Below are 26,077 nucleotides of genomic sequence, written 5' to 3' on the forward strand. Positions count from 1 at the left end.
TGGACGAAACACGGTGAAGGTAGCAGATTGGTTCGCAGGTGCACAATGGCATGGATCAAAAATGACAATGCAAAAGCGCAGGCAACATCGCGGGTTCCAATTCAGGAACTCGGGTATGCCTGCGCTTGCAATGCCGGTCGGATTGCGACCGATTCTAGATCGTGACACCATTGGATGTGGCGATGCCCAGCACCGGAACGCCAAGGCCGCCCTCTGCCGCACTGCCGTCGTAGAGACTGCCTTTGTAATGGAAATTGAGTTCTTCTGCGGTCCCGTAGCTAAACGGCCCGCCCCTTAGATAGGTCAGTTTCAGACCGGCAGGCCATGCACCGGACGCCTTGGTGATCCTCACCGTATCACTTGAAGCTATAGTCGCCGTGAAACCGCTACGCGACCAGGTCGACCCGCCCGTGGTCGACAGTTCGAAGCCGTTTACGGGTCTGCCATCGGCGGTGCGCAGGGAACTTGCCGGATTGGGCAGCACGCAGCGAATCAGTATTTCGGTGCGCCCTGCATTGATCGTCACTTGCGCCGGGTCCATGTAAGGATTGCCGGGGCAGGGGCTCAGGCCGCGGGCACGTAGATAGGTTTCGCCGATGCGGTAGCCCAGACGATAAACGCCGTCGCGCAGCACCTGGCTTTCGTGAGGGCCTCCCAGATTTGTGTTGGGACCCACCGTCGTTCCGGCCGCCAGATTGTCGATTGCCATGTCGGTCACGGCCGGGCCGGCCACTGCAATGTCGGGATGGTCGTTGCACCATGCAATCTGACCGTCCTGCGCGTAGGAGCGGTTAAAGCCGAAATCGTCGGAATCGTTCGGCCCCGGGGCTGTGGTCGTGGCGCGGGAAGGCAGGCAGATGCCCAGTTTGTACCCGATCTGCTGCAGTGTTCCGTCAAACAGGGTGTGGTTGCCAACGTAGGGGCCGGTGCCTGACACGACCGCGTCGAGAATCAGGCGGTAGTCGAAGCCTGCATCGGCCGTATACCACTGCCAGATCGGCACGCGGTCACGCCCCGCCAGCGCGGCAACCTCTACGTCGATGGCCCATTGCCGTGCCGTGATGGTGTCATTGATCCAGTCCCGCGCGGATGTGCCGGGAATGGCGCAGTCGATCACTGCAATGGCTCTGCCGAGGTTGTGTTCGGCAATGCGCTCGGCGATCGCGGTTACACCGTTGTAGGCGTTGGTCATCTGCGGCTCGATCACGAACATCTGCGGTCTGGCGGCAGTGCTGAACCGCGCGACCGGACTGGTCGTCGTATCTGCGGGGTCAGATTTATCACCGAAGTATCCGCAGAAGCTGGCAATGCCGCTTGGCGCGAGCGCCACCCCTCCGGCATAGAGCATGATGTCTGACTGGCTCTGGCCAATCACGCTCAGCTTGTCGCCACAGCCGATGCGGCTGTTCATCCGGTGAACCACGGCGGGATCGCTTTCCGCCCAGAGTTCCAGACAACCCCAACCGGCGAAGCGCGGCAGCGTCAAGTTGACGCTCATTGCCGGCGCCACGCCATCGACAAGAAAACCAGGCACGATCGTCGTGCCGTTTTCCGCAACCACCCGCGCAAACAGCCCCCCGATCAGGCCCGCACTGCGGCCGGTCAGCGCGACCGATCCGTGCTCCTGCCCGTCAGGAGGGCAAAGCACATAGCCGTCAGGCAGCTTGTCGAAGGAAAGATGGCGCGCAGTGCTGGCGCGGGGGACTGTTCCGCCCGCCTTCAATGTTCCCTGCACGATGCCGGTGCCGGTCGAATCGCCGGGAAGGGCCGCAGACAATGCTGCCGTCGTCGCGCCGCCATTGCGGAAATCGCGGTGAAGGCGGAAAGCCGTGGCTGCGCCGAGAGTCTGGGCAATGTCAGCACCTTCGCAGATCGCCTGCCAGCGCGCATCGTCGCCGCCGTCGCCCAGAACGAAGCCGTGGAACGCGACGGCTCCGTCGAAGGCACCAACTGGCGCAGCGTATGTTGCGAGACTGCCTGCACTATTCGCCGCATCACCAAGGCAGATATGGGTCCCGGTAAGCGCGTTCAGGCTGTGCGTCGTACTGGTCTGAACGGTCCCGCTTATCTTGGCCTGGCCCGGCGCGTAGCTGGCAATGCTGTAGTTGCTCGCTCCGTCACAGCGCACGACGACTAGCTGCCAATTCCCGGAGCGTGTCTGAACGTCGACCGAAAGGTCGAGCAGGTCGCCGGTGCTGCCTTTCGAGCGCCAACGGAATTCGTCGTGGCGGGTGCCGTCGAAGTAATTATCGCCGTGGTGCACCAGACTGAACGTTGATGCCGTCGTGGCCACCGCATTGCCGAACACGCGGTATTCCCGGTTCAGGTTAGTCCGCTCGTGCGGAACCTGAACCATCATGAAAAACGCGCCCGCAGCGCCAGCGGGCAGCAACGGTGTTTGTACCACGTTGGTGTTGGGATAGGCGATTGACGCCTGGATGCCAGCGTATTGCCGGTTGAACGGTGGAAACTGAACCGAACCAAGCGCTGGGTGCGCAGGCTCGATCACCGCAGGTACGGCGAAACCTTCCGACCCGGCGCAGTCGCTGGCCCCGCGCTTTGTGCCGCTACGGTCCAGGGCAACAACGGGCACCTTGCGCGCGGCTTCAAGAGGGCCGCGAGCGCTGAATTTGCCGGTGCCGCTGTCAGCAAAGCTTTGCCCTTGCAAACCGCCCACCGTCGTCCCTGTGCCTATCGCTGCGCCGGTTGCGCCTTGCTGCAGATGATTGCCGACGATGCTTGAAGGGGGATTGCCCGCACCGGCCCAAAGAATGTCCCGCACGGCGTTGTTGGCGAAAAGACAATAGCCATCGGGTACATAAGCCTGATCGCCGCGCAGCCAGATCCCTTGGGACGCCCAGGTGTTGTGCGCGACGACCACATGGCTGTGCGCTCTTGCGAACTGGCTCAAAAGATAGGCGTTGTTGTTGTACGCCCCAGTTGTCAGCTTGTTGTCGAAGGCGTTGTTGAAAACGAGGTAATCCTTCGCTCCGCCGGTCCCGGTGATGAAGATATTCTGAGCGACGAGTCCAGTGCAGGAGTTGTTCGCCAGAATGCAGTTTTCCAGCATGCCCGTGTTGTTCTGCTGGAACCAGTCGGTATGCAGATCGAACATGGTCACCATCGTCAGCGGTGTGGATTTGACGCTTGTCGCTGCAAACCCCACGCCCTTGAGACCTGCCAGCGAAAGGGCGGCCGCGCGACGGGAATTGTCGAGCACGGTTGCCGTAAAGCCGACGCCAAGGCCATTGAGCCAGGCCGCGACGTCACTGACGAGATAGGTCCCGGCGAGCATGCTTGCTTCGCTGTTGCCAACCGTGAACGAGGCGGCGTTGCTGCCCCACGTCGCGGTCAGGGTGCGGCTCGAACTGTCGTTTCCGCCCGAGAGAGCAAGTGTGGCCGTGCTTTGCGCGCCACTATAGGCCACGGTGAGCGCCGGAGTGTCGACCGTCCAGCCGTCGCTGCTGTCCCAATCTTCAGTTACCGTATGAACGACACATGCCGCGTCGGTAACGGTGTCGCCATAACCGCCTCGCAGGATGCAGCCACGCACTAGGCTGGCGCCAACGCAGGCGCTCGAAACGGCGTTGAAGTCACATTCGGTGAACCACGCCGCGTCGCGGACGAAGTGGCTGAACGGACGAAGGCCGCTGCGCCACAATGCAGAACGCCCACCACTGTCGATCAGTGTCACACCGTCAAGCCAGTGCTGCCGGCCGGCCGCATTTTCGTGATAGATCGCCGAAACGTAGCGCGCGTTGATCGTGATGTTGCTGCCGACCAGTCGCAGGCCGTCCCATTTGGACCGCAACATGGAAGCTGATTCGGTTGTATAGGCGGTTTTGCCGATGGTGATCGGCACCGTTGCCCGGATCGTGCAGTAGCCCGCACCTTGATAGACGACCGAAAGCGCTCCCAGATCGTAGGTGCCACTTTCCGTTACGGTGATCCGCGGATTCTGGGCATTGGCCTGAACCAGATAGGTCAAGGCCGAGCCAATCGATTGATAGCGTGAGCCCGCCAGCACCGTCTGGCTCGGCGCGACCTGAATCTCGAGGTCATGTGCGTTCGCCTGCGGGCTGAACTGGCATGGGCCGATGACGCGGGATTGCATCGACACATCTTTGGGTACGGCCTCGAAATAGAGATGCGCGTGCCCCGACGTCGTCTTTTTCAGCACGACCCACCACCCGAGGTAAGACCGCGACACGCCATTGGCGTCGGCGAAAGTCTGGTAGGAAGGCGCGGCAATCTCGATCTTCGCGCCCTCGTAGTGGACGATCACTTTTTCGAGTCCAAGGTTGTCGATCAGGGTGCCGCCATTGTTCGCCCCGGCCATGACGCCGACCAGCAGTTCCTGCGTGAAATACTGGTTTGGCGGGGTTATAAGCCGCATGGCAGGCTTGGCGGTCGTGCGTACCGGGTCGACGGGCGGCTGCGTGAAACCGCTCCCGGCCGCGCCTGTCCAGAGCGGCCCCGGCCTGATGCTGCGCAATGGATTGGGGTTTCTGCCCGGACGCATTCTGCGCCGGCCAGAGCGGAAACCGAAGCCGAACCCGGGCATCACGCCAGGCCCACCAGATCGGCGGCAGTCGTGCCGGTCGCCAGAATGGCGCGCGCCCGCACATCCAGCATTCCGCCGTCGGGAAGATTGCGAAACGTCACGGGCGTGTCTCCGCGGAGCGGGATCAGCGAAAGGTCGCCGCCCTGACCAATGTAAATGGATTTCGTCACCACCGGCAATGGCGCCGTGTCATGGGGCGTAACGTAGAAGCAGTTTTGCGCAGGGGCCAGGGGGCTGTCGGTGGTCGATTGAAAAGGGTCCATGATGACAATCAGCTCCATTAGAACAAATAAGGAACATTTGCGCTATCATGGGCGCATATCTGTAGGAAAACGTTTTCTGTTCATGTTGCGCTGCACCCATTTCGGCTTGCAGCCCTGATGCAAATGCGGATAAGGGGTTGCCCTGAAGGAGATTGCGGAAAGACATGGCTTCGTCCAGCGTGCCTCTGACGGGCCGGCAGTCCCATCTGCCACCTCCCCGTACCGCAACTCCACGGTCTCAGGCGCTCGCTGCAGCACCGCTGGTTCCTATCGCATTGTTGTTCTATTCCACGCTCCTGCCACAGGAAGTGCGTGTTTCGCTCGCCGGTCAGGTGATCTACCCTTACCGCGCAGCCACGTTCATCCTCCTGCCATGGCTCATCAACCGAATCGTGACTGGGCGCCTGCCTTTCAGGGCTGCAGACTTGTGGATGCTGACAGGCGTTGCATGGATGGTTGTCTCGTTCGTGGCCTTTTATGGCATGGGTGAAGGCATCAGCCGTGGCGGCGCACTCGCGCTTGACGTTATCGCGCCTTACCTTATCGCCCGCGTCTGTGTTCGCAGCTTTGATGATCTGCGCCGCTTGCTGGTGATTGCAGCACCTGGCCTTTTCCTGGCTGGTGCAGGCATGATGGTCGAGAGTATCACTCATCGCCAACTCGTCAGGCCGATGGCAGCAGCGATCTTCGGCCCGCTGCCTTATTTCGAAAATGGTCAGGCCGTGGCGACGGCGAAAGACTTCAACGTCGTCCGGCTTGGACTGCTTCGCGCGGCCGGCCCGTTTTCGCATCCCATTCTTGCTGGTCTGTTCCTGGCCAGCGTCCTGCCGCTGTTCATCAATTCTGCGCTGATGAAATGGCCCCGCAAATTGGGCATCGCCGCTGGTCTCATGGCGATCTTCTCGGTCAGTTCGGCGGCCTTCCTCTCGTTCATCATCACCGGCGTCTTGTTGGGCTACGACTGGTTCCAGACGCAGGCGCGCGGCATCGGCTGGCGCTTCTTCATCTTCTGCCTGAGCGCGCTGATACTGATTGTCCAGGTCGGTTCACAGAACGGCGTGGTGCCGATTCTCGTCCGTTATACGCTTGATCCGGCTACCGGCTGGTTCCGCCAGTTGATCTGGGAATACGGCACGCGTTCGGTCGCAAAGCACCCGTGGTTCGGTATCGGGTTTACCGACTACGAACGCCTGCCGTGGATGATCAACAGCATCGACAATCACTGGCTGCTGCTTGCAGTCCGGCACGGCTACATCACGCCCATCTGCATCTTCCTGTCTTGTGTCGTCGGTATCTTCAGCCTGAGCCGCATGAGCGTGAGAGTGGCCGAAAAGGACCGCAAGTTCGCTGTTGGCATTTGCGTGGCGCTCACCGGTCTGGTTCTGTCGGGTTTCACCACTTCGTATTTCGGCGGTACGCTCACATGGTTTTCCATGTTGATTGCGACCACCCTTTCGCTGGGTGACATCAGGACACTTCGTGCAGGCCCGGCCATTCCGCGGGAACTACACGCTACGGCAACAGGCACCGCCACGTGATCGACAAGGACGCAACGATGGCGGACACAGGCGAAGTTGTGGTGCCAGATGTCACCGTTATCATGGTGAGCTACAACACTCGTGAACTGACGGTCACGGCGTTGGAAACCCTGTTCGCCAATGCGGGGGACGTCGCCATGCGGGTGGTGGTCTGGGACAATGACTCGCACGATGGCTCGGCGGACGCGATCGCGGCACGCTTCCCCGATCTTGAACTGATCCGCAGCGCCGAGAATGTCGGCTTTTCACGCGCCAACAATGCCATTGCAGAAACCGCGACGACGGATTGGCTGCTCCTCCTCAATCCCGACACCGAAACCTATCCCCGCGCGGTCGAAAACATTCTCGCCTTTGGCAAGGCTCATCCTGAAGCAGGGATCGTCGGGGGGCGCACCGTTTTTCCCGACGGCTCGCTCAACATCGCCTCGTGCTGGAACACCATGTCGTTGTGGAGCCTGTTCTGCTCGGCGACAGGGCTTGCCCGCGTCTTCGTCAATTCGCCCTTCTTCAATCGTGAAGGAATCGGCGGCTGGAAGCGGGACACCGTGCGGCAGGTCGATGTCGTGGTCGGCTGTTTCATGCTGGTCCCCACTGCCTTGTGGCGCAAGCTTGGTGGGTTCAGCCCGCGCTACTTCATGTACGGCGAAGAGCACGACCTGTGCCTCCGCGCGGCGCAGCTCGGTTACCGCCCGATGATTACGCCCGACGCGCAGATCATGCACCTTGTCGGTGCCGCCAGTGCCAAGCGCGAGGACAAGATTCTCCGCCTCATGCGGTCGAAAGCCACGCTGATCCGCGATCACTGGCAAGGCCTTCGGATCCCAGCCGGCATCGCCATGTTGTGGCTGTGGATCGCAGTCCGTCGCGCAGGCTCACTGGTCAAGGGCAAGGCAGAGGACAAGGCGCGATGGGCAGCCATTTGGGGCAAGCGCTCTGAATGGCTGAAGGGCTACTGATGCAGAGCGATCAGCCGCTGGCTCACAAGCAGCGTCTCGGCCGCGGAGCGAAGCTTCTACGGCTCATAGGAGCTACCTTTGACCCGCGCGCCTGGGCGCACCTGATCAAGCTGGTGAATTACTACAATTACAGCCACGTCGCCCCCATGCGGCGCATCCGGTTCGGCAGCAGCCCAAGCGTCAGCCCCGATGTCGTGTTCTCCAATCCTGAGCGGATCGAGATCGGCGACCGGGTGCGCATCGGCTCCCGCTGCCATATATGGGCGGGACCGGGCGAGGGACGCATCCGCATCGGCAGCGATGTGCTGTTTGGCCCTGAGGTCATGCTCACCGCCGCTACCTATCGCTACAATGACGGATCTCCCGTCAGCGATCAGGCGATGCGCGAAGGTGACATAGAAATCGGCAACGATGTCTGGCTGGCCACGCGCGCAGTCATTCTTCCTGGAACCCGCATCGGCGATGGTGCGATTATTGCCGCTGGTGCGGTCGTGAAGGGCGAAGTACCGGCAATGGCCATTGTGGCCGGAGCGCCCGCCAAGATCGTCGGTCAGCGCGAGATTGCCGTCTAGCGGCCAACTGTTCCGGCAGCTTTCAAGCCTGCAGCAAAGGCGTGTCCGATCGCCTCGCGGGTAAACCGCCGTGCTTCTGGACTTTCCTGCCACGCTGCCAATGCAGCCTTGATCCGGCCTTCTTCTGACGCGACATGCAGCATGGCTTTCGCAATGGCCGACGGGTCGTGGGCATCGACGCGGATGGCAAAGGGTGCGCCGTCGAAAAATCCATCTACCGCAGTGCCTGCGGGATAGATGATTGGCAGTCCTGCAAACAGGGCTTCGATGAAGACCAGCCCGAAGCTCTCACGCAGCGAGGGCATGACAAAGGCGGTCGCGGTCTTCATCCGGGCGCGCAAGGGATCGCGCCCCATAGGGCCTGCAAAGGTCAAGCCTTCTGCACCATTGGCAAGCGCCTCGCACTGGGCGACCTCTGCCGCGCTTCCGCCGCCGATGATGGTCAATGCAAGCGGCGCGCCTTGTTTGGCAGCGAGACGCATCGCGGCGGCCATCCCCGACAGGTTCTTCCGCGCATGATTCTTCAGATGGAACACCGAGACGAAACCGTCCCCGCCCACGGTCGGCGGTGTCGGTGCATCGAGGTCTGTCGGGCAAGGCAGCATGCACACCGGTCCCTGGCGCACGCCCAACTTGCCTTCCACCCGCTTCAACGCCCAGGGGGCGAAAGGAAAGACCATCGCCGCACCATGAAACACGCGTGCCAGTTCACCGCGCAAGTCAGGGCGCGCATCGATGATCTTGGTGTCGGTATCGCCCTGTATCGAGATTGCGTAGGGGATGCCTGTCAGGTCCGCAGCACGACGCACCGCGATTCCCTCGATTGCAAGCTTGTGCCCGACAATGAGATCTGGCTTGCGCTCCGACTGGTCGATCCGGCTAGCGATTTGTTCGCCAAGCTGGCGCAGCATCGCTGCGTGGTAGAGTCCTTTCGGCGGTGCGTCGTAGCGCATCGCGGCACCGTCCTCGAAAGGCTCGCTGGTTGTGTGCAATCGGGGTTTGCCTAGGCGGATCAGGGCGTCTGCCGCAAACGAAGCCATGGCAGGGCTGCGGCGATTCAAAGAAAGGACGTCGTGATCGAACTGCGTTCGGGTCAGCGCGATGAGCGTCTTGATGACCGGCGTCTTGAAGGAATCGATGCTGTCAGGGTAGTCGCCGCTGACATGCAGCACTTTGCTGACTTCCCCGAGAGTCCCTGGCAAGCTCGCCTCCCGCCATTGCGTCATTGGTGCCGGATATTTTGCATGAGCAAGGGCAATGCGCCTTGCCGCAGCGCGCGATCCGGCCGCAGGCGCTATGCCCCGCGACCGGATCAGATCGCCGCTCAATCCTCGGTCTTGGAGCCGTAGGAGTAGTAGTTGTAGATGTAGTCGTACGACAGGCCTGCTTCAGCCGACCGATACTTGGTCAGCACAGCACCGGCGATCCGGGCACCGGCATTGCGCAGGCGGCGGATGGCGGCCTTGGTCTGGCCAAACTGCGAACGGTTCGCTTCGACGATGAACACGACCCCGTCGACGTGGCGCGAAATCAGTGGCGCGTCAGCCAGGCCCATGACGGGCGAAGAGTCGATGATGATAAGCGAGTATTCGTCGCGGCAACGCGCAATGAAATCGCTGAGCAGCTGTGATGAGAGCAGTTCTACAGGGTTGGTCGGGATCGAGCCGATCGGGAGCACGTCGAGCGAATCGGGCGTGTTCTTGAGCAAAGCATCAGCGAGCGGCACATCGCCGAGCAGCACTTCGGCAAAACCGATGGAAGACCGCTTGGAACCGAACAAATGGGCAATTGTCGGCTTGCGCAAATCGGCATCGATCAGCAGCGTCTTCCGCCCCAGTTCCGCATACTTCTTGGCGATGACCGACGAAGTCAGCGACTTGCCTTCCGAGGGCTGGCTGCTGGTAATCTGGATTACGCGGTGATTGCCGGTAATCGCGAAGTCGATCGATGTGCGCAGCGACGAGTAGGATTCCATCAGCGAACTGAATGGATCCTGTGCCTGCTTGGTCACTTCCTCGCTGGACAGATATGGCGTAAAGCCGAGCAGCGGCACGCCGAGCTTGCGCTCGACATCGTCGCTTGACCGCAAGCGGTCGTCGAAGGCCTCGCGTAACACTGCCAGGATCACCGCCACTGCGACGCCCATGATGAGCGCGACGAGCATGTTCTTGATCAGATTCGGTGTGACCGGCGATCCAGGCTGGGTGGCCGCGTCAAGCTTCGAGATTGAGCCGCTGCGAACATTGGCTGCGGATGAGATCTGGTTGTAGCGTTCGAGCAGTGCGGCGAGCTGGGTGCGCAGCGCACCAGCCTCGCGGTCAAGCAGGTTGAAGCGCACGCGGCGATCCTGCTCGTCCAGGGTCTGATCCGAAACCTTGGTCAATTCTCCGGAAAGCGCCTGCTCCTGGCGCAATGCAATCTGATACTGGTCGCGGATCGAGTTCTTGATGTCCGATCCGAGACGATTTATTTGCGCGTCGAGCGAGGCAACTTGTGCCTTTGCTTCCTTCACCTGAGGATAACTGTCGCCATAGCGCTGGCGCAGTTCCGAAAGCTGGGTGATGACCTTACCGCGCTCGCTGTAAAGGTTCTGGATCGCGCTGTTCTGCTGAACTTCGGGCAGTTGCAGGGCTGGCATGCCAGAAACGGCGGCCCAACGCTGCTCAGTGGCAATTCGCTGTGCCCGAGCCTGGGTGTAGTTGCCGTTGACGCTGGCGAGATTGGCTACGGTGATCGTTGGCCCGGCGCTGCTGGCTCCAGCCTTGTCTCCCGACGCGGCAGCCAGAGGGCTGCTGACGATACGGTTCGACTTGGCGTATGCATTGGCCGCCATTTCGGCATCCTGCAACTTCGCGCTGATCTGGGCGATCTGCTCTTGCAGGTACTTCTGTGCATACGTGTTGGCTTCAAGCGCGCGGCGTACGTCTTCCTGCACGAAGTTATCGGCATAGGCATCTGCAATGACTTTCGCCATCGTCGGATCGCCAGAGCTGTAATTGATCGAAATGACACGGTTATCGATCGGAATATCGACCCCCACGCCGCCCTGAACCATGCCGGCTGCCATTTCGCGGCGCATCGTCTGCCACTGCTTTGCGGTGTATTCGGCTGGCTTGCCTTCGCTCACGGCCTTGCCGAGGAAGGCGTCGTTCTGGTCAAGCTTGAGTGAATCGACAACCCGGAAGGCCATGCGCTGGCTCATGATCACCGAGCCTTGCGTCTTCATGTACCGGTCGATTTCATTGGTCGCGATCGTCGGTGCAAGATCCTGCCCCTGCACGATGTTGGCGCCGTCGGGATCGATCCGGACGGTTGCGGTCGACTGGTAGATCGGCTTGGTGAGCAAGGTCGTCACCAGACCCAGCACCAGAGCTGCAAGAACGACGCCGGTCAGGATGATGCGCTGGCGGAACAGCAGGCCCCGGATCATCGAAAGGTTGATCAGGCCGGCTGGTTGCGAATGATCGGCCTCTCCCGCACCGGGAAGATACCTATCGGTCCATGAAGCCCTGTTGCTGGCAGCTTCTGTCATGCTTGCGTCAACTTTCTCATGCGATTTGCAAGGGGGCGCTTGGCGAATAGCCTGACGGTCACAGGTTTGTGAACAGCGCGAAGGCGGGCAAGGTCTTGAGCAGATCCTGCCAGAATACCGACAGGCCGGATGTGCCGACCACGACGCGATCGCTCGGTTGAAGCACCGGGTCCATCATCGTGCCGGACCTGACTGCCGCATAGTCGAACTTGGCCACTGACATCCCGCCCACCGTCTGGCGGAAAACGACCACGTCCTTCAGCTTTGCGGTTCGGTTCGGTCCGGCCGCGAGCGAAATGGCACCCGAGAGCCGCGTGCCGGGCTTGAACGGATACATGCCCGGCTTTTCGACCGATCCTTCGACCGTCACCACGTGTGAGCCGAACTGCATGATGTTCACGCTGACGTTCGGGCTGACGAGCGATGACGCAAGTTTGTTGCGCACTTCCTGTTCCAGCTGACGTGTCGTCATGCCGTCAACCTTGATCGCACCGGCCAGGGGCAGCGACAGCATACCGTCGGCACCGATGGGCACGCTTTCGACCGAGAGGTCAGGCTCGCGGAATACGGTGACTGACACAACATCGGAGGGGCGCAGCAAGTAGTCTGCAGGCTCTGTCGCCGAATATCCGTCCTGCCCATAGGCGGCTACAGGCGTTGAATCGACCAGCCCAATCTTTGCGCCCGGCGATGAGGAGCAGCCGGCAAGGGTAGCGGCGGAAACCGCCAGCAGTACCAACGGCGCGATTTTCAAGGGATTATTCCTGATCATACTGTAGAACACCCTGTGTTGATACGTATTTGGGCATAGACATCGCCTTTGTCGAGCGCAACCCTGCATAGGGTTTCGTGCTGCAATGCAAAATGGGCAAGAGCGGAACTGGACCCTGCTGCCATCGCACGATAATGGGAGTCTTTCAGGCGGTCGTGGCGCAGCAAAGCCTCGGCATCGCTACGAATGAGCAGATGCGAAAGACTCTTATGCCGATGACCATGTCCGTCTTCAGCCTTGCCGCAAGCGCTGTCTATCTTGTCGTTGGCGGGCAGTGCCTCTGGACTGGACTTGCCGCGCGCCGGCTTGGTCGCCCAGGAAGCGAGGCTGCGTGGTGGAGCGGTCTTGCCGTGCTTTTCGTGGCGCTTTTTGCCTGGCGCGTGACCGGGGTCGAAGAGAGCATGCGCACAGTGCTGCGCGGCATGCTGCGGGCCGATGGCGACTATGGCGCGCGACAGGAGCTGCAGGGGCCGCTGAGTGCTGCGGCGGTGCTTGCGGCGTCGCTGATGATCTTCCTCGGCTGGCGCGTATACGCCCGCACCCGTACAGGTTCGTTGACCCGGCTGGTCGCCGTTGCGCGGCTGGCGATGATCGGGCTCGTCGGTCTTGTCGCGCTGCGCCTGATATCCCTGCACGTTGCCGATAAACTGCTCTATGGTCCGGCGCACCTGAACTGGTTGATCGACATTGGTTGCACGCTGGTCATCGGCCTTTGCGCATTTCGCTACGCTCACCTGCCGACGCGGCGACGCTGAGCAGCCCGCCAGCCTTGGCGCTGCGGGACGATGACCGGGAGCGGCCTTACGCATCAAGGCGCAAGGCCTTGCGGTAGGCCGAGATCAGCGGCGTGATCTGGTGGCCCCAGTTCAGTTCGGTCTCGACCCGGCGCCGACCAGACGCGCCCATTGCTGCGCAGCGCTGCGGGTCCTCGATCAGCTCGATGATCTTTTCGGCGAAGTCCACCGGATCGTTGGCCTTGGCATAGAGCGACGCGTCCTGCGCCGAAAAGCGCCCTTCGGTAACGTCGAACTGCACCATTGCCTTTTCGAGCGACATGTATTCCATGATCTTGTTCATGGTCGACTTGTCGTTCATCGCATTGACGCGATCAGGGTTCACGCCGACGTCCATGGTCGAGAGAACTTCGAACAGATCCTGGTCGGGCGCGCGGCCGGTAAAATGGACATAGTCCGCAAGGCCCTTCTGGCCGACCATCTCCTTGAGCTTGGCGAGGCTCGGGCCGCCGCCGACGAGGCAGAACTGGATGTCCTGCCGACCCTTGATCCGGACGATATGCTCGACCGAATCGATCAGCAGATCAATCCCTTCCTGATCGCCCATCACGCCGACATAGCCGACAAGATAGCGCCGACCGTTCTTCCAGCTTTCGACCGGGGGCACGCGCTTCAGACGGCTGAGGTCCGGCCCCGAGCGCACGACGAAAACCTTGTCCGGATCCATGCCGCCGCGTTCGATCGCGATCTTGCGGTAGGACTGGTTGGTCGCCATCGAGACGTCTGCGGCCTTGAACGTCAGCTTCTCGAACAGCACCATCAGCTTCCAGAAGAAGCCGCGCTTGTCGAACTTGGCTTCGTATAACTCGGGATTGATGTCGTGGTGGTCGAAAATGTACTTCACGCCCAGCAGCTTGAACGGCAGCGCCACCAGAAAGATCAGGTCAGGCGGATTGCAGCCCTGGATCACGTCGATCCCGCGCGTGAAGTAGATCTTCCATGCCAGAACCGTTTCCCAGAACAGCGCCGCGCCATATTCCAGCAGGAAGCCCAGCGCTCCGCTTGCCTCAATCGGCAGTGGGTGGCGGTGGATGTCGATCCCGTCGATGACCTCGAAGCGCTTTTCGTAGCCCTTGCCCGTCGGGCAGATGATCGAAACCAGTGCGCCCGCCGCCTTGAGCGTCCGCGCCTCCTGCCACACCCGCCGGTCGAACGGCAAAGGCAGGTTTTCGACCACGATCAGGACTTTCTTGCCTGCCAGCGGAGAGCCGGGAATTTCCGTCGGGAACTCAAAGTCCCCGGCTGCAACCGGCATGGTCATGCAATAGCGCTCACGTCGACGATGCGGGCGGCGCCAAGGTCAAGGTCTTTGATCAGTCTGTTAGTCGATACCACGACGGCATAGTCGCGGGTTTCGGCAGTCGCCTTGTCGACCAGCAATCCGTCGATCGAAGGCAGGATCGCATAAGCGTAGCCAAGGTTCTGCCCGACGAGACTCTCAGGTTTCAGCTGCGGATCGTAGATGTCGAGCGCGTATCCGGCATCGAGCAGCTTGCGCGCCATGTCCACCGCCGGGCTTTCACGCAAGTCGTCGGTGTCGGCCTTGAATGCCAGCCCGACCAGCAGGACCCGTCCGCCGGGCGCGACGCCCTTGGTCACGTGAAGAAACTGGTGATGCTTGTGCGCGTCATTGCTGCGCAGCAATGAGTCGAACAGATGCGTCTGCGATCCGGTATCGGCCGCAATATGCTGCAGGGCGCGCACGTCCTTGGGCAGACATGATCCACCGAACGGTCCGCCGGGACGGGTGTAATAAGGCGAGATATTGAGCTTGGTGTCGGAAACGAAGATCTGGTGGACCTGCCGCGCAGAAATGCCGATGTTCTGGCATACCCGGCCAACCTCGTTAGCGAACGCTACCTTGACGGCGTGCCAGGTGTTGTCGACGAACTTGGTGATCTCGGCTTCGCGAATGCCGACATGGAAGATCGGTGCCTCAATCCCCTCGTGCAGCGCAACCATCTTTTCCGATGGCGTGCCGTCAATCGTGCCAAGCACGATCTTGGGCGGGTTGAAGTAATCGTCGATCGCCGTGGCTTCGCGCAAAAATTCGGGATTGTAGACCAACTCGACCAAGTCGTCCGAGCGCTCGCCCAGCAGCGAACGGAAGATCGGCTGGATCATCTGCTCGGTCGTTCCGGGCCGCATGGTAGAACGATAGACAACGGTCAGCGGTCCCTTGCGGTCGGGCTTGATCGAGGCGGCGATGGCCCGCGTCACCTGGACGATGTAGCTCATGTTGTGGGCGCCATCGACGCCGCTTGGCGTGCCGACGCAGACAATCGCGATATCGCAATCGTCCAGCTTGTCGCCGATTTCGGTGACGGCTTCGAGCCTCCCTTCCGCGCGGGCCTTGCTGATCAGATCGTCCAATCCCGGCTCATAGACCGGTGACTTGCCGGAATTGAGGGTCTCCACCTTGGCGGGACTTACGTCGATTCCGAGAACTTCATGCCCCTGACTTGCAATACACCCTGCTGCGGTGCAACCCACGTAGCCGAGGCCGAGAATGGCAATCTTCAAATGTATTCTCCTGACGCGAAATCATGCCGCCTGGAATCAGGGGGGCTCGACAAGGAAATTGAACCAGTCAAATCAGGTGCTTGCAGTTCCGTGCTGAATGGCTGCGGGAAAATCCGAAATGAACTGAAGTTGGTCTAGCAACTCGGCGATTATGGTGCAATGCAATATGATTATTAACAATGGCGCAAATGCGTGCGGTGAAACGCACATGGCCGGACCCACGCGTTTCGCATTCGGGCTTGTCGCGGCCTTGGCATGTATCTCCGGAGGCAACTCTGCCACGGGTCAGCAGGCCATGCTTGAATGGCCAGCGCGATTGCGAGCTGACCTGGCGCGGGTCGCTGCGCTCGAATGGCGGTTGCGCGAGGCTGCCGGGAACAGCTGCCCGGCCCAAATTTCCGACGCTGGCCTCGCCATCGATGATCGCCGTGCTTACGCGCGGCGCGATTGGCCGCTGCTCCAGTCCGCCGTGGGCCTGAGTGAATTGCCGGTCGTGGTGGGCGTGGCAACAGGCGGGCCGGCCGAGCAGGCGGGTGTGCGCGCGGGCGACGAACTGGTCTCGATCGGCAGCGACCCGGTCGGGGCCATCGTTACGCGGCGCGGCGCGAGTGCACTTGCAGCAGACGCCTTGCTCGACGAAATCGGTGCCGTTCAGGCTGGCAGTGTCGTGGCGGTTGAAATTCGCAGGGGCGGCGTGTTGATGACGCTGCCACTCAAGCCTGTGCAGCACTGCGCGATCCGGCTGGTGTTGTTCACCGATCGCGGCGTCGAAGCGCACAGCGACACGCGCAACGTCGCGATCTCGACGGGGATGCTGGCCTTTGCCCGGACCGATGATGAGCTCGCTCTCGCTGCGGGGCACGAATTCGCGCACGTCATCAACGGAGACCGTCGCGGCGGCGGCATCGCAAAGCGCCGCAACATGGAAGATGCCGCTGACGAACACGGCCTCAGACTTATGGGATGTGCCGGCTATGACCAGGCAAGTGGTCTGACCCTGTTCGAGCGTCTTGGCGCCAACGACTGGCTGGGATTTCTGCGCGCGCCCACCCACAGGTCGTGGAAAGATCGCATTGCACGATTGCGCGTCTTGCCCGCAGCAGGACCATGTCCAGTGGCAAAGGGCTGACGTCAAGCGGGCGGAGAACAAAGCGCTCAGAACGCCCGGTCGTGAACCAGCACGCGCACAGTGTTTATGATGATGTTGAGATCGCGCCAGATCGTCCAGCCATCGAGGTATTCGAGGTCGGCCTGAAGGCGGTTGGCAAGGTCGGTTTCGGTGTCGGTAGCACCGCGCAGGCCGCGTACTTGGGCAAGGCCGGTAAGGCCCGGCTTGAGAGAATGCCGCAGCCAATAGCGGTGGTCGACTTCCCAGAACAACTTGTCGCCCGCGAGTGATCCGATGGCATGGGGCCGGGGGCCGACGATCGACATCTCTCCGCGCAACACGTTGAACAGTTGAGGCAGTTCGTCGATGCTTGTGCCGCGGATGAAGCGACCAATGCGCGTGATACGGTCGTCGTCCTTGCTGGCTGAGCGCGCGCCTGCCGAATCCAGCTTCTCGACTCGCATCGAGCGGAACTTGAAGATCGGGAAGAACCGGTTGCCTCGTCCCGTGCGCTTCTGCACGAACAGTACCGGACCGCCGTCCTGCAGCTTGATCGCCAGCGCGACGATTGCCAGCAGTGGCGCCAGTGCAAGCACGGCGCTCCCCGCCAATCCGAAATCGAGCGCGCGCTTCAGCGCGCGCGACCGCAGTCCCAGCGGGCCGCTGGCCACGATCAAGGCGCCGAAATCACGCTCGCGTCTGGCGCCGATCACGCCGAGATTGCTCACTTCCGGGTCGATGATCTCACCGGAAACATTGGCGCTCTTGAACACCAGCGCCCACGCGCCGCGTCGATCCGACGGGCAACTGACCATGACCCGGTCCATGTTCATCATGTAGAGGCCGAGGCGGTCCATCATGTGCGGATCGGAAAGGTCGGGCGCGAGGTGATGTTCACGCGCATCGATATGATAGGCGTGCGGAATTCGCAGCGCAGCGCCGCCATCATCGATCAGCAACACATTGATGCCGACCGCGCCACAGCGCCCCTGGATGACCGGGCGCATCATCGAGCGTATCCAGATCAGCAGCAGCATGGCCATGACCAGCCCAAGCATCGCGGAAACACGCGAGAAATTGTCTGTGCTCTTGGTGGCAAAACCGACGAACAGAAGCGCGCTTTCCGCACCGATCAGCGACAGGGCCGATCGCGCTCGCGCAAAGGTCGGCCGACGCAGTGCCTGAAGAGAATAGGCCTTGGTGCTGAGCGCGATGGTCCAGTAGATCGGGACCAGAACCTGGCCGTGCAGCAGCGACGACTCTTCCAGGAAGCGCCCCAGGTACAACCAGCTGGCAGTGCACAACCCGCCCATAATCGCAGCGCCGTCCAGCAGCAACAGCATGATGTAGATCTGCAGCCTGCGCTGTTCGAGCGGAGGGGCCAGCGGCAGCGTTATCCTGCGCCGGTCCTGCGATTGCCGCATCTCGCCAGTGGGTACGTGCTTGGTCATCACGCGTTTCGCCTAGAATTGCCCAAAATGCCCCCGTTCAACCTGAGCATATGGTCCGAATTTCCGAATCCGGCGCGACCGCCCTCAATTATTTTGCACTGCGGGAAAATACCTACCGTTTTGGTGATAGCAAGCAGAATGCTGTCCCGGAGTGAGATTCCGCACTCGAAACGGCGGATACCCGCCACGCTTTATCGCGCTGCAGCGCGTGCGATTTCCGCAAGACCTTGAGCCAGCACCAATTCTCCGTTGCGATTGTCGGAAATTAGTGTGCGGTGCAGCATAGTTAACCTTTCGGTAAGCCTGACCAGTCGCGGGCCACGCCAACGCCGCAGTTGTTGCGTAAGATCTGCCCGATCGCGGAAAAACACGCGCTTGGCAGAAGTTTCCTGTTCCATGAATGCGTTGACGTCACCGCGGTCACCCATGCGCGCCGCCAATTGCACAAGCTGGGCGGCCCGCCGTTCGAACGCGAGGACCAGTCCCACGGGGCTCAAACCCATTTCGCGCATGCGAGCAAGCTCGCCTGAAAGCTTGCGCACATCGCCGCCCAGAACGGCGTTGACCACCGGCATCAGGCATGTTTCGCGTTTTTCGTTTCTCCGATGCCCCCTAAAGCATCACCACTGGAAAACGGCAACGCGCCCTTTGGTGGTTGGCGGAAACGCTCACGATCAGACGATCCATCCACCGAGGAGTTGGTAAGCGCGTATGCATTACCCTCTAAGCTGCGCGAGCTGGCCAACCAGCGTCGCCGGTTCGGCTATCGCCGTCTGCACATTCTGCTGCGCCGGGAGGGCGTGATGATCAACCGCAAGAAGACCCAACGTATCTACCAGGAGGAAGGGCTGGCAGTCAGGCGGCGGCGCAGTCGCAGGAGGGCCGTGGGGACCAGAGCGTCTGCTCCGGTGCTGGCGCTGCTGAACCAGCGCTGGAGCCTGGACTTCGTTCACGACCAGATGGCCTCCGGTCGCCGATTCCGCGTGCTCAACGTGGTCGATGACGTAACCAGGGAGTGCCTGGCAGCGGTGCCCGACACCTCGATCTCAGGCCGTCGTGTCGTGCGCGAGTTGACCGAGCTGATCGCACAACGCGGCAAGCCGGGGATGATAGTCAGCGACAACGGCACGGAGCTCACCAGCAATGCCGTGCTGGCATGGTGCGGGGAGATCGGTGTGGAGTGGCATTACCCTTGCCTTCGGGCGCGGGCGGTATCGCAGCGAATTTCGCCTGGTTTATATTGAATAGTGTGTCGTCCGCGCCAAGCCGCTACGAGCGGGGTTCGAATCCCTTCGCCCGCTCCAGTTTCGACGCTTTTTCAGCACAGATTTGCCAGCGCAATGCTTCCCTTCGGGGAACCTTATCAGTGGCGCTATTCGTCAGCTTCTTCCGCCCGACCAGCCAGCTTCGGCGCGATGAGCGCGCAGGCGATAAGCTGCAGTTGGTGGAACACCATCACCGGCAACAGTATGATGCCCACTTGCGCCGCCGGGAACAGCACGCCTGCCATCGGCACCCCCGACGCAAGGCTCTTTTTCGAGCCGCAGAACAGCAGGACCACCGCGTCCTCACGCGATAGGCCCATCATGCGGCCCAGCGCCCAAGTCAGGCCCATGATGATCGCCAGCAAGACGAGGCACAGCGCCGCCAGCACCAGCAAGCTGCCGGGCGCGATGCGCTGCCACAGACCTTCAACCACGGCGGCGCCGAACGCCGAATAGACCACCAGCAGTATCGTGCTCCGGTCCACGCGCCCCAGCCACGCCTTGTTGCGTGTCACGAAGCCGCCGATCCATGGCCGCAGCAGATGTCCGGTGACGAATGGCAGCAACAGTTGCAGCACGATCGTCTCGGCCGAGGTCCATGAAAAGCCGCCGGTCGATCCGCCCATCAGCAATGCGACCAGCGCGGGCGTCAGAAAAATGCCGAGGAGATTGGAGAAGGACGCGGCGCAGACCGCCGCCGCGACATTGCCGCGCGCAATCGCGGTGAACGCGATCGAGGATTGCACCGTCGAAGGCAGCAGCGTCAGGAAGAGCAGGCCCGCCGCAAACTCCGGCGGCAGGAACGGGATCGCGCCGAACCCTGCGCCCAGCAGCGGAAACAGCGCAAAGGTTACCGCCAGCGTTGCCAGATGCAGCCGCCAGTTGCGCGCGCCGGCGACAATCGCTTCACGCGAAAGCTTGGCCCCATGGAGGAAGAACAGCAGCACGATCCCGGCATCGGCCACCCGGTCCACCACCGGCACCCATGCCCCGCGCGCGGGCAGCAGGCTTGCCAGTATGACAGTGCCGATCAACGCCAGCACAAAGGGATCAAGCAGACGGAACACGCGCCTTATCATGCTGGACCTCCCGATGAGCGGGTGCGGGCGGAGCGACAGGAGAGCAGCGACATCATCGCACGGCTCATCGCCGGAATCCCGCGCGCTGCCAAGTGTGCCGTGACGCTTTGGCGACCTGCCAGTTTCAAGTCTTGTGAGAAAGCTGGTGCACCCGACAGGATTCGAACCTGTGACCCCTGCCTTCGGAGGGCAGTACTCTATCCAGCTGAGCTACGGGTGCCTGAGCCGGAGAGGCACCTAGCAGCGCCGGTGCGGCCTTGCCAGCGATTTTGTGGGGTCCTGTGCGGGCGCAATCCTTCGGCCTGCGTCCCGCTGACGGGTCGCTTAGCAATTTGGTAGGCGGCTTGCGGCTAGAGAATCGACTCATGCAACCGCCTCTTTCTGCTGGCCGCGATTCGCCGCTCATGCCGCCGCCCTCGACCAAACCCGGTGCAGGCCGTGCGGAGTTTGGCCATGCCTCGGGCAATGCGTTGTCGATGACGTGGTCTGCGCTGCAGGACGCGGCGAACGTGGTTTGCCAGCTGGCAGGCCTGCAGCCCGAGATGCGCAAACCCGAAGTGCGCAATTTCCCTGCAATCATGCGCGATACCGGCGGCTGGCGCTATGACCTGGCCAAGCAGGGCGTTGATGATCTGACGGCGTTCATGGAGCCGGGCATTGCGGCGTTACTCGCCGTTTCGGCGCGTGGGCAATCGCCGGTGCCCGCTGCGCTTGCGCTTTGGCAAGAGTTCGTCACGGCGCGCGCATCACTGCTGGCGCTGATCCCTCCGCTGGGCATCAAGCGCCGCGCTTAAGCCCCATTGCCCCAGGTAGCGCAGTGCGGATCGATTCCCACCAGTTGTCGCCGCAATGATGCGCGGGCTAGCCGCTCTACCTCGGCCTTGCGCCGCGCCGCAGCCAGAGGAATCGTCGGTGCGGGGCGCAGGATTTCGGCGTCATAACCATCGGCCACGATCACCCCGCAGGCATGGGGCAGGAAATCCTCGGTTTCCAGCACAGCGCGGTCAAGATGCGGGGCGAGGCCCCAGTAGAACCGGTCGCAATGATCGAGATAATCGGTCCACTTGCCATCGCCCAGAAGGTCGGCGCGGCTGACCTTGATTTCCACGATCACGACCTGACCCTTGGCATCGATCCCCATCAGATCGGCCCGGCGGTTCGACCGCAGCGGCATTTCAGGCAGACACCAGATATCGTTGCGCGCGAACAAGCGGCAGATCCCGCGCGCGACGGCGCGGGACTCCCGTTCAACGGCGGCTTCGATCACGGCTTGTGCTGATTCGCTCATCCCACCTGGATAAGAACAAATACCGAACAGGTAAAGCCTTACCAGATGCCCAGCGTCTGGATGAACAGCCAGACGCCTGTCGCCACCAGCAACGCGGCGGCAATCATGCGGACGACGTCGAGCGGCACCCGTTTGATCAGTTCCTGCCCGAGGAAAACGGCAGGCACGTTGGCGATCATCATGCCCAGCGTGGTGCCCATGGTGACCGCAACCGTATCGTGGAACCGCGCGCCAAGGGCAATCGTGGCAATCTGGGTCTTGTCGCCCATCTCGACGATGAAGAACGCGACGAGCGTGGTCAGGAACGGGCCGTAGCGCGAGGGCTTGGGTGCATCATCATCGTCGAGTTTGTCGGGCACCAGCGTCCACAGGCCCATGGCGACAAAGCCGACCGCGACGGCAAAACGGAACCACATGCCGTCGAGGAAGGACGCGGCAGTCGCGCCCAGAAGGGCGGCGAGGAAGTGGTTGGCAACCGTTGCGGCGAAGATGCCCAGGACGATCGGCAGCGGCTTCTTGAATCGCGTCGCCAGCACGATGGCAAGCAGCTGCGTCTTGTCGCCGATTTCAGCGAGCGCGACGATGGCCGTGGAGGTGGTCAGGGCTTCGAGCATGGGCATATTTTCCGGGGCCGGACGGGAAACAGGCCAACGACGGCAAGCCCTCCCGCCCGGCCCGGACGAAAAGCTGCCGTCATTGGTCTCACCCGGCGGGTTACGAACCCCGCCTCCTGCGCCATGGCCTCTCGGCCAAGTATGTTGACGCGCCATCGTTAGATGGATGGGACCGCTGCCGAGCGGTGGCTACTCCCCAAGTGACGTGGCCCCGCGTTAGACAGGTATGGCCAATGCTGCAAGTGCGGGCTAGGCAAGCCCGCGTGCGTCACCCGACGACGGGAGCGCGAGGGAGGCGAAAGAGTTGATCACGCGCGCTGCCGTTGCGGCTTTCGCCATGGGTATGACGGCGAACGCCGCCAAAGCCGCAGAGCCTGCGCCCGGTCCGTTCACCATCGCCGCCTCGGCACGCCTTCGCACCGAATCGATCGCAGGCCAGTTTCGCCCGAATGCCGCAGCGGACGACACGATGATCTCGCTGCGCACGGCGGTCGAGGCCGAGTACGACGCCGGACGGGTGCGCTTTGCAGCCGAGGTGATCGACGCGCGGGCATGGGGGCAGGACAAGGCCTCGTCGGCAAACGCGAACGAGATCAACGCGCTCGAACTTGTCCAGGCGAACGTGAAAGTCGAACTGGGCGGCAAGCGCAGCGGCGGGCACGGCCTGCTCACGCTCGGGCGCTTCACGCTCGACCTTGGCGGGCGCAGGCTGGTTTCGCGCCAGCGCTTTCGCAGCACCACCAACGCCTTTACCGGTGCCCATCTCGGCTGGACCGCAAGCGGCGGGCAGAAGATCGACTTGCTCTGGACGATGCCGCACATCCGCCTGCCCGAGGACGCCGCCGGCATTCGCGCCGACCGCGTCGCATGGGATCAGGAAAGCACCGACCTGATGTTCTTCGGCGCGCAGGCGACCCTGCCCCGGTTGCTGGGCGGTGTAGTCCAGCCCTATGCCTATGGCCTGGTTGAACGCGACAGCCCGGACCGTCTCACCCGCAACCGCCGCCTTGGCACGGTCGGCGCACGCCTGTTCCGCGCGCCTGCCGCGGGCAAATGGGACCACGACGCCGAAGCTGCCTATCAGTTCGGCAAGATTCGGAGGACGACAGCCAGTATCGACACCGCCGATCTCGACGTCTCGGCATGGTTCGTCCATGCAGAACTGGGCCGAACCATCGCGGGCCCGTGGAAACCGCGACTTGTCGCCATGTTCGATGCCGCGAGCGGCGATGGCGGCAAGGCGGGCAAATTCAGCCGCTTCGATACTCTCTATGGCGCGCGCCGGTTCGAATTCGGGCCGAATGGCCTTTACGGCCCGTTCAGCCGGGCGAATATCGTTTCGCCCTCGTTGCGCCTCGAAGTTGCTCCGTCGAAGCGCACCGACGCGTTCATAGCCTTGCGCAGCGCCTGGGCGCAGAACCCGCGCGACAGCTTTGGGTCCACTGGGGTCCGCGATGCGAGCGGGGCTTCGGGCCGACTGGCGGGGCATCAGGTCGAGGCACGGCTGCGCCACTGGATCGTGCCCGGACGGCTGCAGATCGACACCGGCGGGGCCGTCCTGATCAAGCGCGGCTTGCTGCGCGATGCGCCAAATGCGCCTGCCACCGGCAATGCACGCTATGGCTATGTGGATCTGCTGCTGACGCTTTGACGCTGCGCGACGCGCGCAAGGATAGCGTGCTTTTGCGCCGTGCTGGCACTCGGCCAAGCCGCAATTTCATCGAGCGTGCGCGCACAGCCCAGACAGATCGCGCTCGCCGAATCGATCGTGCAGATGCGGTTGCAGGGACTTGTCGGCTCGATCTCATCCACTCCATTGCGGCTCACACCATGACTGCGCGTGCGCCCTCTTACCCCCGCCTGCGAGGCAGGCAAGCCGCCTTCCCGCGAAATTCCTTGCGTTTATCGAGCCTCGAGCCTATGTGCGCCGCAGCAAGACCGGCGGCGGAGCAACTTACGGGTTGATGGCGCTGCAATCCGGGTGCTGGCGTGAGATTTGGCATTCAGTGCGCAAATCCTGCCCCGGACGAACGGTTCTTTGCCCCGCCCGCTTCCCCTTTCACGCATGGGTCGCACGATCGACCCCGCGCGTCTCCTGATTCCAGGTTGGTGCGCACAGCGAACCAAACCCGCATGTCGGCCTTCGCCAGACGTGCCTATGAAAGCATCCTCATGTCATTTTTCTCTGATCTCGGCCTTGCCGAACCCATTCTGCGCGCGCTCGAAGCCAAGGGCTATTCGGACCCGACGCCAATCCAGCAGCAGGCGATCCCCGCCCTGCTCGAAGGCCGCGACCTGCTCGGCATCGCGCAGACCGGCACCGGCAAGACCGCCGCGTTCGCGCTGCCTTCGCTGCACCGCCTTGCCGCCAATCCGATCGAGCGCAAGCCCGCCTCGTGCCGTATGCTGATCCTTTCGCCGACGCGCGAACTGGCCGCCCAGATTGCCGACAACATCGAAGGTTACGCCAAGTACCTGCGCATTTCGGTGGCTTGCGTGTTCGGCGGCGTTCCCGTCGGCAAGCAGGCGCGCCGTCTGGTTCCAGGCATCGACATCCTTGTCGCCACGCCGGGCCGCCTGCTCGACCTGATCGACCAGCGCGCGCTGACGCTCAGCCGCACCGAAATCTTCGTGCTCGACGAAGCCGACCAGATGATGGACCTCGGCTTCATCCATGCGCTCAAGCGCGTGGCCAACCTGCTGCCCAAGACGCGCCAGAGCCTGTTCTTCTCGGCGACGATGCCCAAGGCCATTGAAGACCTCGGCAAGCAGTTCATCGTCAACCCGGTGCGCGTCGAAGTTGCTCCCAACTCGACCACCGCCGAGCGCGTCGAGCAGTACGTCACTTTCGTCAATCAGGCCGAAAAGCAGGCGCTGCTGACGCTGCGCATCCGCAACCTGCTGGCGTCCAAGGAACTCGACCGGGCACTGGTGTTCACCCGCACCAAGCACGGCGCCGACCGCGTCGTCCGCCACCTGACCTCGGCCGGGATCGAAGCGCGCGCCATTCACGGCAACAAGAGCCAGGCCCAGCGCACGGCTGCGCTTGAAGCGTTCCGCCAAGGTTCGTGCCCGGTACTGGTCGCAACCGACATCGCCGCGCGCGGCATCGACGTTTCGGGCGTGAGCCACGTGTTCAACTTCGAACTGCCCAACGTGCCTGAACAATACGTCCACCGCATCGGTCGCACCGCGCGTGCCGGCGCTGACGGCATTGCGATGAGCTTCTGCGCGCCGGACGAAAAGCCCTACCTCAAGGACATCGAGCGTCTGACCCGCCTGAAGGTCGACACCATGCCGCTGCCCGAGAACTTCATGGCCGAGGCCGCCAAGCTTCCCGCTCCCAGCCGCAAGCCGGAAGAGCAGGAACGCGACGCTCGTCACGACGCCCGCGCCCAGCGCGGCAATGGTGGGCGCGGCGGCAGCGGTGATGGTCGCGGCGGTCAGGATCGCGGCGGTCAGGGCCGTGGTGGACAAGGTCGCGGCGGCCCAAGCCACGGTGGCCGCGCGCAAGGCCGCGATGGTCGTCCGCGCGATGCCAGCCCGCATCAGGTGAGCGAACGTCCCGATCGCCGCGATGGCGAGCGCGGTCCGGTCCGCAATCCGGTGACCGGTGACGCCGCTCGTGCACCCGGTGGCGAGCGCGACGACAACAAGCCGCGCACGTTCCGCCCGCGCGGCGCTCCCGGCGTCGGCGCGCACAAGAACAAGGTCCGCCGCGTCGTCTGATCGGTGAAGGGACGGCTTTTGCCCCAAGG

The 26,077-nt window shown here is 62.4% G+C and carries 21 protein-coding genes, 1 tRNA gene and 1 pseudogene; 9 read left to right on the top strand and 14 right to left on the bottom strand.

The window, feature by feature from the left end:
• Nucleotides 1–154 precede the first annotated feature (154 nt).
• Both RM192_RS15855 and RM192_RS15860 read right to left on the bottom strand, forming a co-directional pair.
• The gene (locus RM192_RS15855; RefSeq protein WP_311508521.1) at nucleotides 155–4,495 is read right to left on the bottom strand and encodes a hypothetical protein; all 4,341 of its coding nucleotides are present in this window, start codon (nucleotides 4,493–4,495) and stop codon (nucleotides 155–157) included.
• Nucleotides 4,496–4,563: 68 nt separating this feature from the next.
• On the bottom strand, nucleotides 4,564–4,845 hold the full coding sequence (locus tag RM192_RS15860) for a hypothetical protein (RefSeq protein WP_311508522.1): 282 nt from the start codon (nucleotides 4,843–4,845) through the stop codon (nucleotides 4,564–4,566).
• A 146-nt stretch (nucleotides 4,846–4,991) separates the two neighbouring features.
• Between RM192_RS15860 and RM192_RS15865 the strand changes: the two genes are divergently transcribed.
• The 3 genes from RM192_RS15865 to RM192_RS15875 are packed head-to-tail and all read left to right on the top strand — an operon-like array spanning nucleotide 4,992 to nucleotide 7,893.
• Complete coding sequence (locus RM192_RS15865) at nucleotides 4,992–6,365, top strand: hypothetical protein (RefSeq protein ID WP_311508523.1); 1,374 nt, start codon at nucleotides 4,992–4,994, stop codon at nucleotides 6,363–6,365.
• Nucleotides 6,362–7,321, top strand: a complete 960-nt coding sequence (locus RM192_RS15870) for a glycosyltransferase family 2 protein (protein ID WP_311508524.1) — start codon at nucleotides 6,362–6,364, stop codon at nucleotides 7,319–7,321. The genes RM192_RS15865 and RM192_RS15870 overlap by 4 nt, the downstream gene beginning before the upstream one ends.
• Nucleotides 7,303–7,893 carry an acyltransferase gene (locus RM192_RS15875; protein ID WP_311508525.1) on the top strand — a complete coding sequence of 197 codons (591 nt, stop codon included), beginning with the start codon at nucleotides 7,303–7,305 and terminating at the stop codon, nucleotides 7,891–7,893. The genes RM192_RS15870 and RM192_RS15875 overlap by 19 nt, the downstream gene beginning before the upstream one ends.
• Here the strand turns inward: RM192_RS15875 and RM192_RS15880 are convergent.
• The 3 genes from RM192_RS15880 to RM192_RS15890 form a co-directional block, all read right to left on the bottom strand.
• The gene (locus tag RM192_RS15880) at nucleotides 7,890–9,095 is read right to left on the bottom strand and encodes a glycosyltransferase (RefSeq protein ID WP_311508526.1); all 1,206 of its coding nucleotides are present in this window, start codon (nucleotides 9,093–9,095) and stop codon (nucleotides 7,890–7,892) included. The two genes, RM192_RS15875 and RM192_RS15880, sit on opposite strands and share 4 nt — an antisense overlap.
• 122 nt (nucleotides 9,096–9,217) lie before the next feature.
• The gene (locus RM192_RS15885) at nucleotides 9,218–11,425 is read right to left on the bottom strand and encodes a polysaccharide biosynthesis tyrosine autokinase (protein ID WP_311508527.1); all 2,208 of its coding nucleotides are present in this window, start codon (nucleotides 11,423–11,425) and stop codon (nucleotides 9,218–9,220) included.
• Between the two features lie 58 nt (nucleotides 11,426–11,483).
• A complete protein-coding gene (locus RM192_RS15890) occupies nucleotides 11,484–12,179 on the bottom strand; it encodes a polysaccharide biosynthesis/export family protein (protein ID WP_311508528.1) in 696 nt (231 codons plus the stop codon).
• A 233-nt stretch (nucleotides 12,180–12,412) separates the two neighbouring features.
• Here RM192_RS15890 and RM192_RS15895 point away from each other — a divergent pair, with 233 nt between their 5' ends.
• Nucleotides 12,413–12,952, top strand: coding sequence for a hypothetical protein (locus tag RM192_RS15895; protein ID WP_311508529.1), 540 nt, complete (start codon nucleotides 12,413–12,415; stop codon nucleotides 12,950–12,952).
• Nucleotides 12,953–12,998: 46 nt separating this feature from the next.
• On the opposite strand, the gene RM192_RS15900 is transcribed toward RM192_RS15895, so the two are convergent.
• Nucleotides 12,999–14,252, bottom strand: a complete 1,254-nt coding sequence (locus RM192_RS15900) for a glycosyltransferase family 4 protein (protein ID WP_311508530.1) — start codon at nucleotides 14,250–14,252, stop codon at nucleotides 12,999–13,001.
• Nucleotides 14,249–15,514, bottom strand: a complete 1,266-nt coding sequence (locus RM192_RS15905) for a nucleotide sugar dehydrogenase (RefSeq protein WP_311508531.1) — start codon at nucleotides 15,512–15,514, stop codon at nucleotides 14,249–14,251. Before RM192_RS15905 ends, RM192_RS15900 begins: the two co-directional genes overlap by 4 nt.
• 208 nt (nucleotides 15,515–15,722) lie before the next feature.
• On the opposite strand from RM192_RS15905, the gene RM192_RS15910 reads away from it, so the two are divergent.
• Nucleotides 15,723–16,643, top strand: a complete 921-nt coding sequence (locus RM192_RS15910) for a PDZ domain-containing protein (RefSeq protein ID WP_311505445.1) — start codon at nucleotides 15,723–15,725, stop codon at nucleotides 16,641–16,643.
• Nucleotides 16,644–16,669: 26 nt separating this feature from the next.
• Here the strand turns inward: RM192_RS15910 and RM192_RS15915 are convergent, their stop codons facing one another.
• A complete protein-coding gene (locus tag RM192_RS15915; protein WP_311505446.1) occupies nucleotides 16,670–18,073 on the bottom strand; it encodes a sugar transferase in 1,404 nt (467 codons plus the stop codon).
• Between the two features lie 191 nt (nucleotides 18,074–18,264).
• Nucleotides 18,265–18,648, bottom strand: coding sequence for a hypothetical protein (locus RM192_RS15920; RefSeq protein WP_311505447.1), 384 nt, complete (start codon nucleotides 18,646–18,648; stop codon nucleotides 18,265–18,267).
• Nucleotides 18,649–18,786: 138 nt separating this feature from the next.
• On the opposite strand from RM192_RS15920, the pseudogene RM192_RS15925 reads away from it, so the two are divergent.
• Nucleotides 18,787–19,263 (top strand): annotated as a pseudogene (locus RM192_RS15925) (DDE-type integrase/transposase/recombinase); the annotation flags it as partial.
• A 182-nt stretch (nucleotides 19,264–19,445) separates the two neighbouring features.
• On the opposite strand, the gene RM192_RS15930 reads toward RM192_RS15925, so the two are convergent.
• Both RM192_RS15930 and RM192_RS15935 read right to left on the bottom strand, forming a co-directional pair.
• Nucleotides 19,446–20,417 (bottom strand): bile acid:sodium symporter family protein, encoded by a 972-nt coding sequence (locus tag RM192_RS15930; protein ID WP_311505448.1) that lies wholly within the window; start codon nucleotides 20,415–20,417, stop codon nucleotides 19,446–19,448.
• A 143-nt stretch (nucleotides 20,418–20,560) separates the two neighbouring features.
• Nucleotides 20,561–20,637, bottom strand: a tRNA-Arg gene (locus tag RM192_RS15935).
• A gap of 145 nt (nucleotides 20,638–20,782) precedes the next feature.
• Between RM192_RS15935 and RM192_RS15940 the strand changes: the two genes are divergently transcribed.
• Nucleotides 20,783–21,211, top strand: coding sequence for a hypothetical protein (locus RM192_RS15940; RefSeq protein WP_311505449.1), 429 nt, complete (start codon nucleotides 20,783–20,785; stop codon nucleotides 21,209–21,211).
• Here the strand turns inward: RM192_RS15940 and RM192_RS15945 are convergent.
• Together RM192_RS15945 and RM192_RS15950 are read right to left on the bottom strand one after the other, a co-directional pair.
• Nucleotides 21,208–21,705: an MmcB family DNA repair protein gene (locus RM192_RS15945; protein WP_311505450.1), complete on the bottom strand. Its 498-nt coding sequence runs from the start codon at nucleotides 21,703–21,705 to the stop codon at nucleotides 21,208–21,210. The two genes, RM192_RS15940 and RM192_RS15945, sit on opposite strands and share 4 nt — an antisense overlap.
• 38 nt (nucleotides 21,706–21,743) lie before the next feature.
• Nucleotides 21,744–22,319, bottom strand: a complete 576-nt coding sequence (locus RM192_RS15950; protein WP_311505452.1) for a TMEM165/GDT1 family protein — start codon at nucleotides 22,317–22,319, stop codon at nucleotides 21,744–21,746.
• A gap of 304 nt (nucleotides 22,320–22,623) precedes the next feature.
• Between RM192_RS15950 and RM192_RS15955 the strand changes: the two genes are divergently transcribed.
• Nucleotides 22,624–23,970 carry an alginate export family protein gene (locus RM192_RS15955; protein ID WP_311505453.1) on the top strand — a complete coding sequence of 449 codons (1,347 nt, stop codon included), beginning with the start codon at nucleotides 22,624–22,626 and terminating at the stop codon, nucleotides 23,968–23,970.
• On the opposite strand, the gene RM192_RS15960 is transcribed toward RM192_RS15955, so the two are convergent.
• Entirely contained in the window at nucleotides 23,943–24,146 is a 204-nt protein-coding gene (locus RM192_RS15960) for a DUF1289 domain-containing protein (protein ID WP_311505454.1), read from the bottom strand. The genes RM192_RS15955 and RM192_RS15960 overlap by 28 nt on opposite strands.
• A gap of 345 nt (nucleotides 24,147–24,491) precedes the next feature.
• Here RM192_RS15960 and RM192_RS15965 point away from each other — a divergent pair, with 345 nt between their 5' ends.
• The gene (locus RM192_RS15965; RefSeq protein WP_311505456.1) at nucleotides 24,492–26,048 is read left to right on the top strand and encodes a DEAD/DEAH box helicase; all 1,557 of its coding nucleotides are present in this window, start codon (nucleotides 24,492–24,494) and stop codon (nucleotides 26,046–26,048) included.
• Nucleotides 26,049–26,077 lie beyond the last annotated feature (29 nt).

It is taken from the genome of Novosphingobium sp. MMS21-SN21R (assembly GCF_031846015.1).
GTDB lineage: Bacteria > Pseudomonadota > Alphaproteobacteria > Sphingomonadales > Sphingomonadaceae > Novosphingobium.

Bases quoted from the DNA above. Each gene is read 5' to 3' on its own strand.
- RM192_RS15860 (WP_311508522.1), bottom strand. From the start codon at position 4,845: ATGGAGCTGATTGTCATCATGGACCCTTTTCAATCGACCACCGACAGC.
- RM192_RS15865 (WP_311508523.1), top strand. From the start codon at position 4,992: ATGGCTTCGTCCAGCGTGCCTCTGACGGGCCGGCAGTCCCATCTGCCA.
- RM192_RS15875 (WP_311508525.1), top strand. From the start codon at position 7,303: ATGGCTGAAGGGCTACTGATGCAGAGCGATCAGCCGCTGGCTCACAAG.
- RM192_RS15885 (WP_311508527.1), bottom strand. From the start codon at position 11,425: ATGACAGAAGCTGCCAGCAACAGGGCTTCATGGACCGATAGGTATCTT.
- RM192_RS15895 (WP_311508529.1), top strand. From the start codon at position 12,413: ATGACCATGTCCGTCTTCAGCCTTGCCGCAAGCGCTGTCTATCTTGTC.
- RM192_RS15900 (WP_311508530.1), bottom strand. From the start codon at position 14,252: ATGACCATGCCGGTTGCAGCCGGGGACTTTGAGTTCCCGACGGAAATT.
- RM192_RS15910 (WP_311505445.1), top strand. From the start codon at position 15,723: ATGGCCGGACCCACGCGTTTCGCATTCGGGCTTGTCGCGGCCTTGGCA.
- RM192_RS15915 (WP_311505446.1), bottom strand. From the start codon at position 18,073: ATGACCAAGCACGTACCCACTGGCGAGATGCGGCAATCGCAGGACCGG.
- RM192_RS15920 (WP_311505447.1), bottom strand. From the start codon at position 18,648: ATGCCGGTGGTCAACGCCGTTCTGGGCGGCGATGTGCGCAAGCTTTCA.
- RM192_RS15930 (WP_311505448.1), bottom strand. From the start codon at position 20,417: ATGATAAGGCGCGTGTTCCGTCTGCTTGATCCCTTTGTGCTGGCGTTG.
- RM192_RS15940 (WP_311505449.1), top strand. From the start codon at position 20,783: ATGCAACCGCCTCTTTCTGCTGGCCGCGATTCGCCGCTCATGCCGCCG.
- RM192_RS15945 (WP_311505450.1), bottom strand. From the start codon at position 21,705: ATGAGCGAATCAGCACAAGCCGTGATCGAAGCCGCCGTTGAACGGGAG.
- RM192_RS15950 (WP_311505452.1), bottom strand. From the start codon at position 22,319: ATGCTCGAAGCCCTGACCACCTCCACGGCCATCGTCGCGCTCGCTGAA.
- RM192_RS15965 (WP_311505456.1), top strand. From the start codon at position 24,492: ATGTCATTTTTCTCTGATCTCGGCCTTGCCGAACCCATTCTGCGCGCG.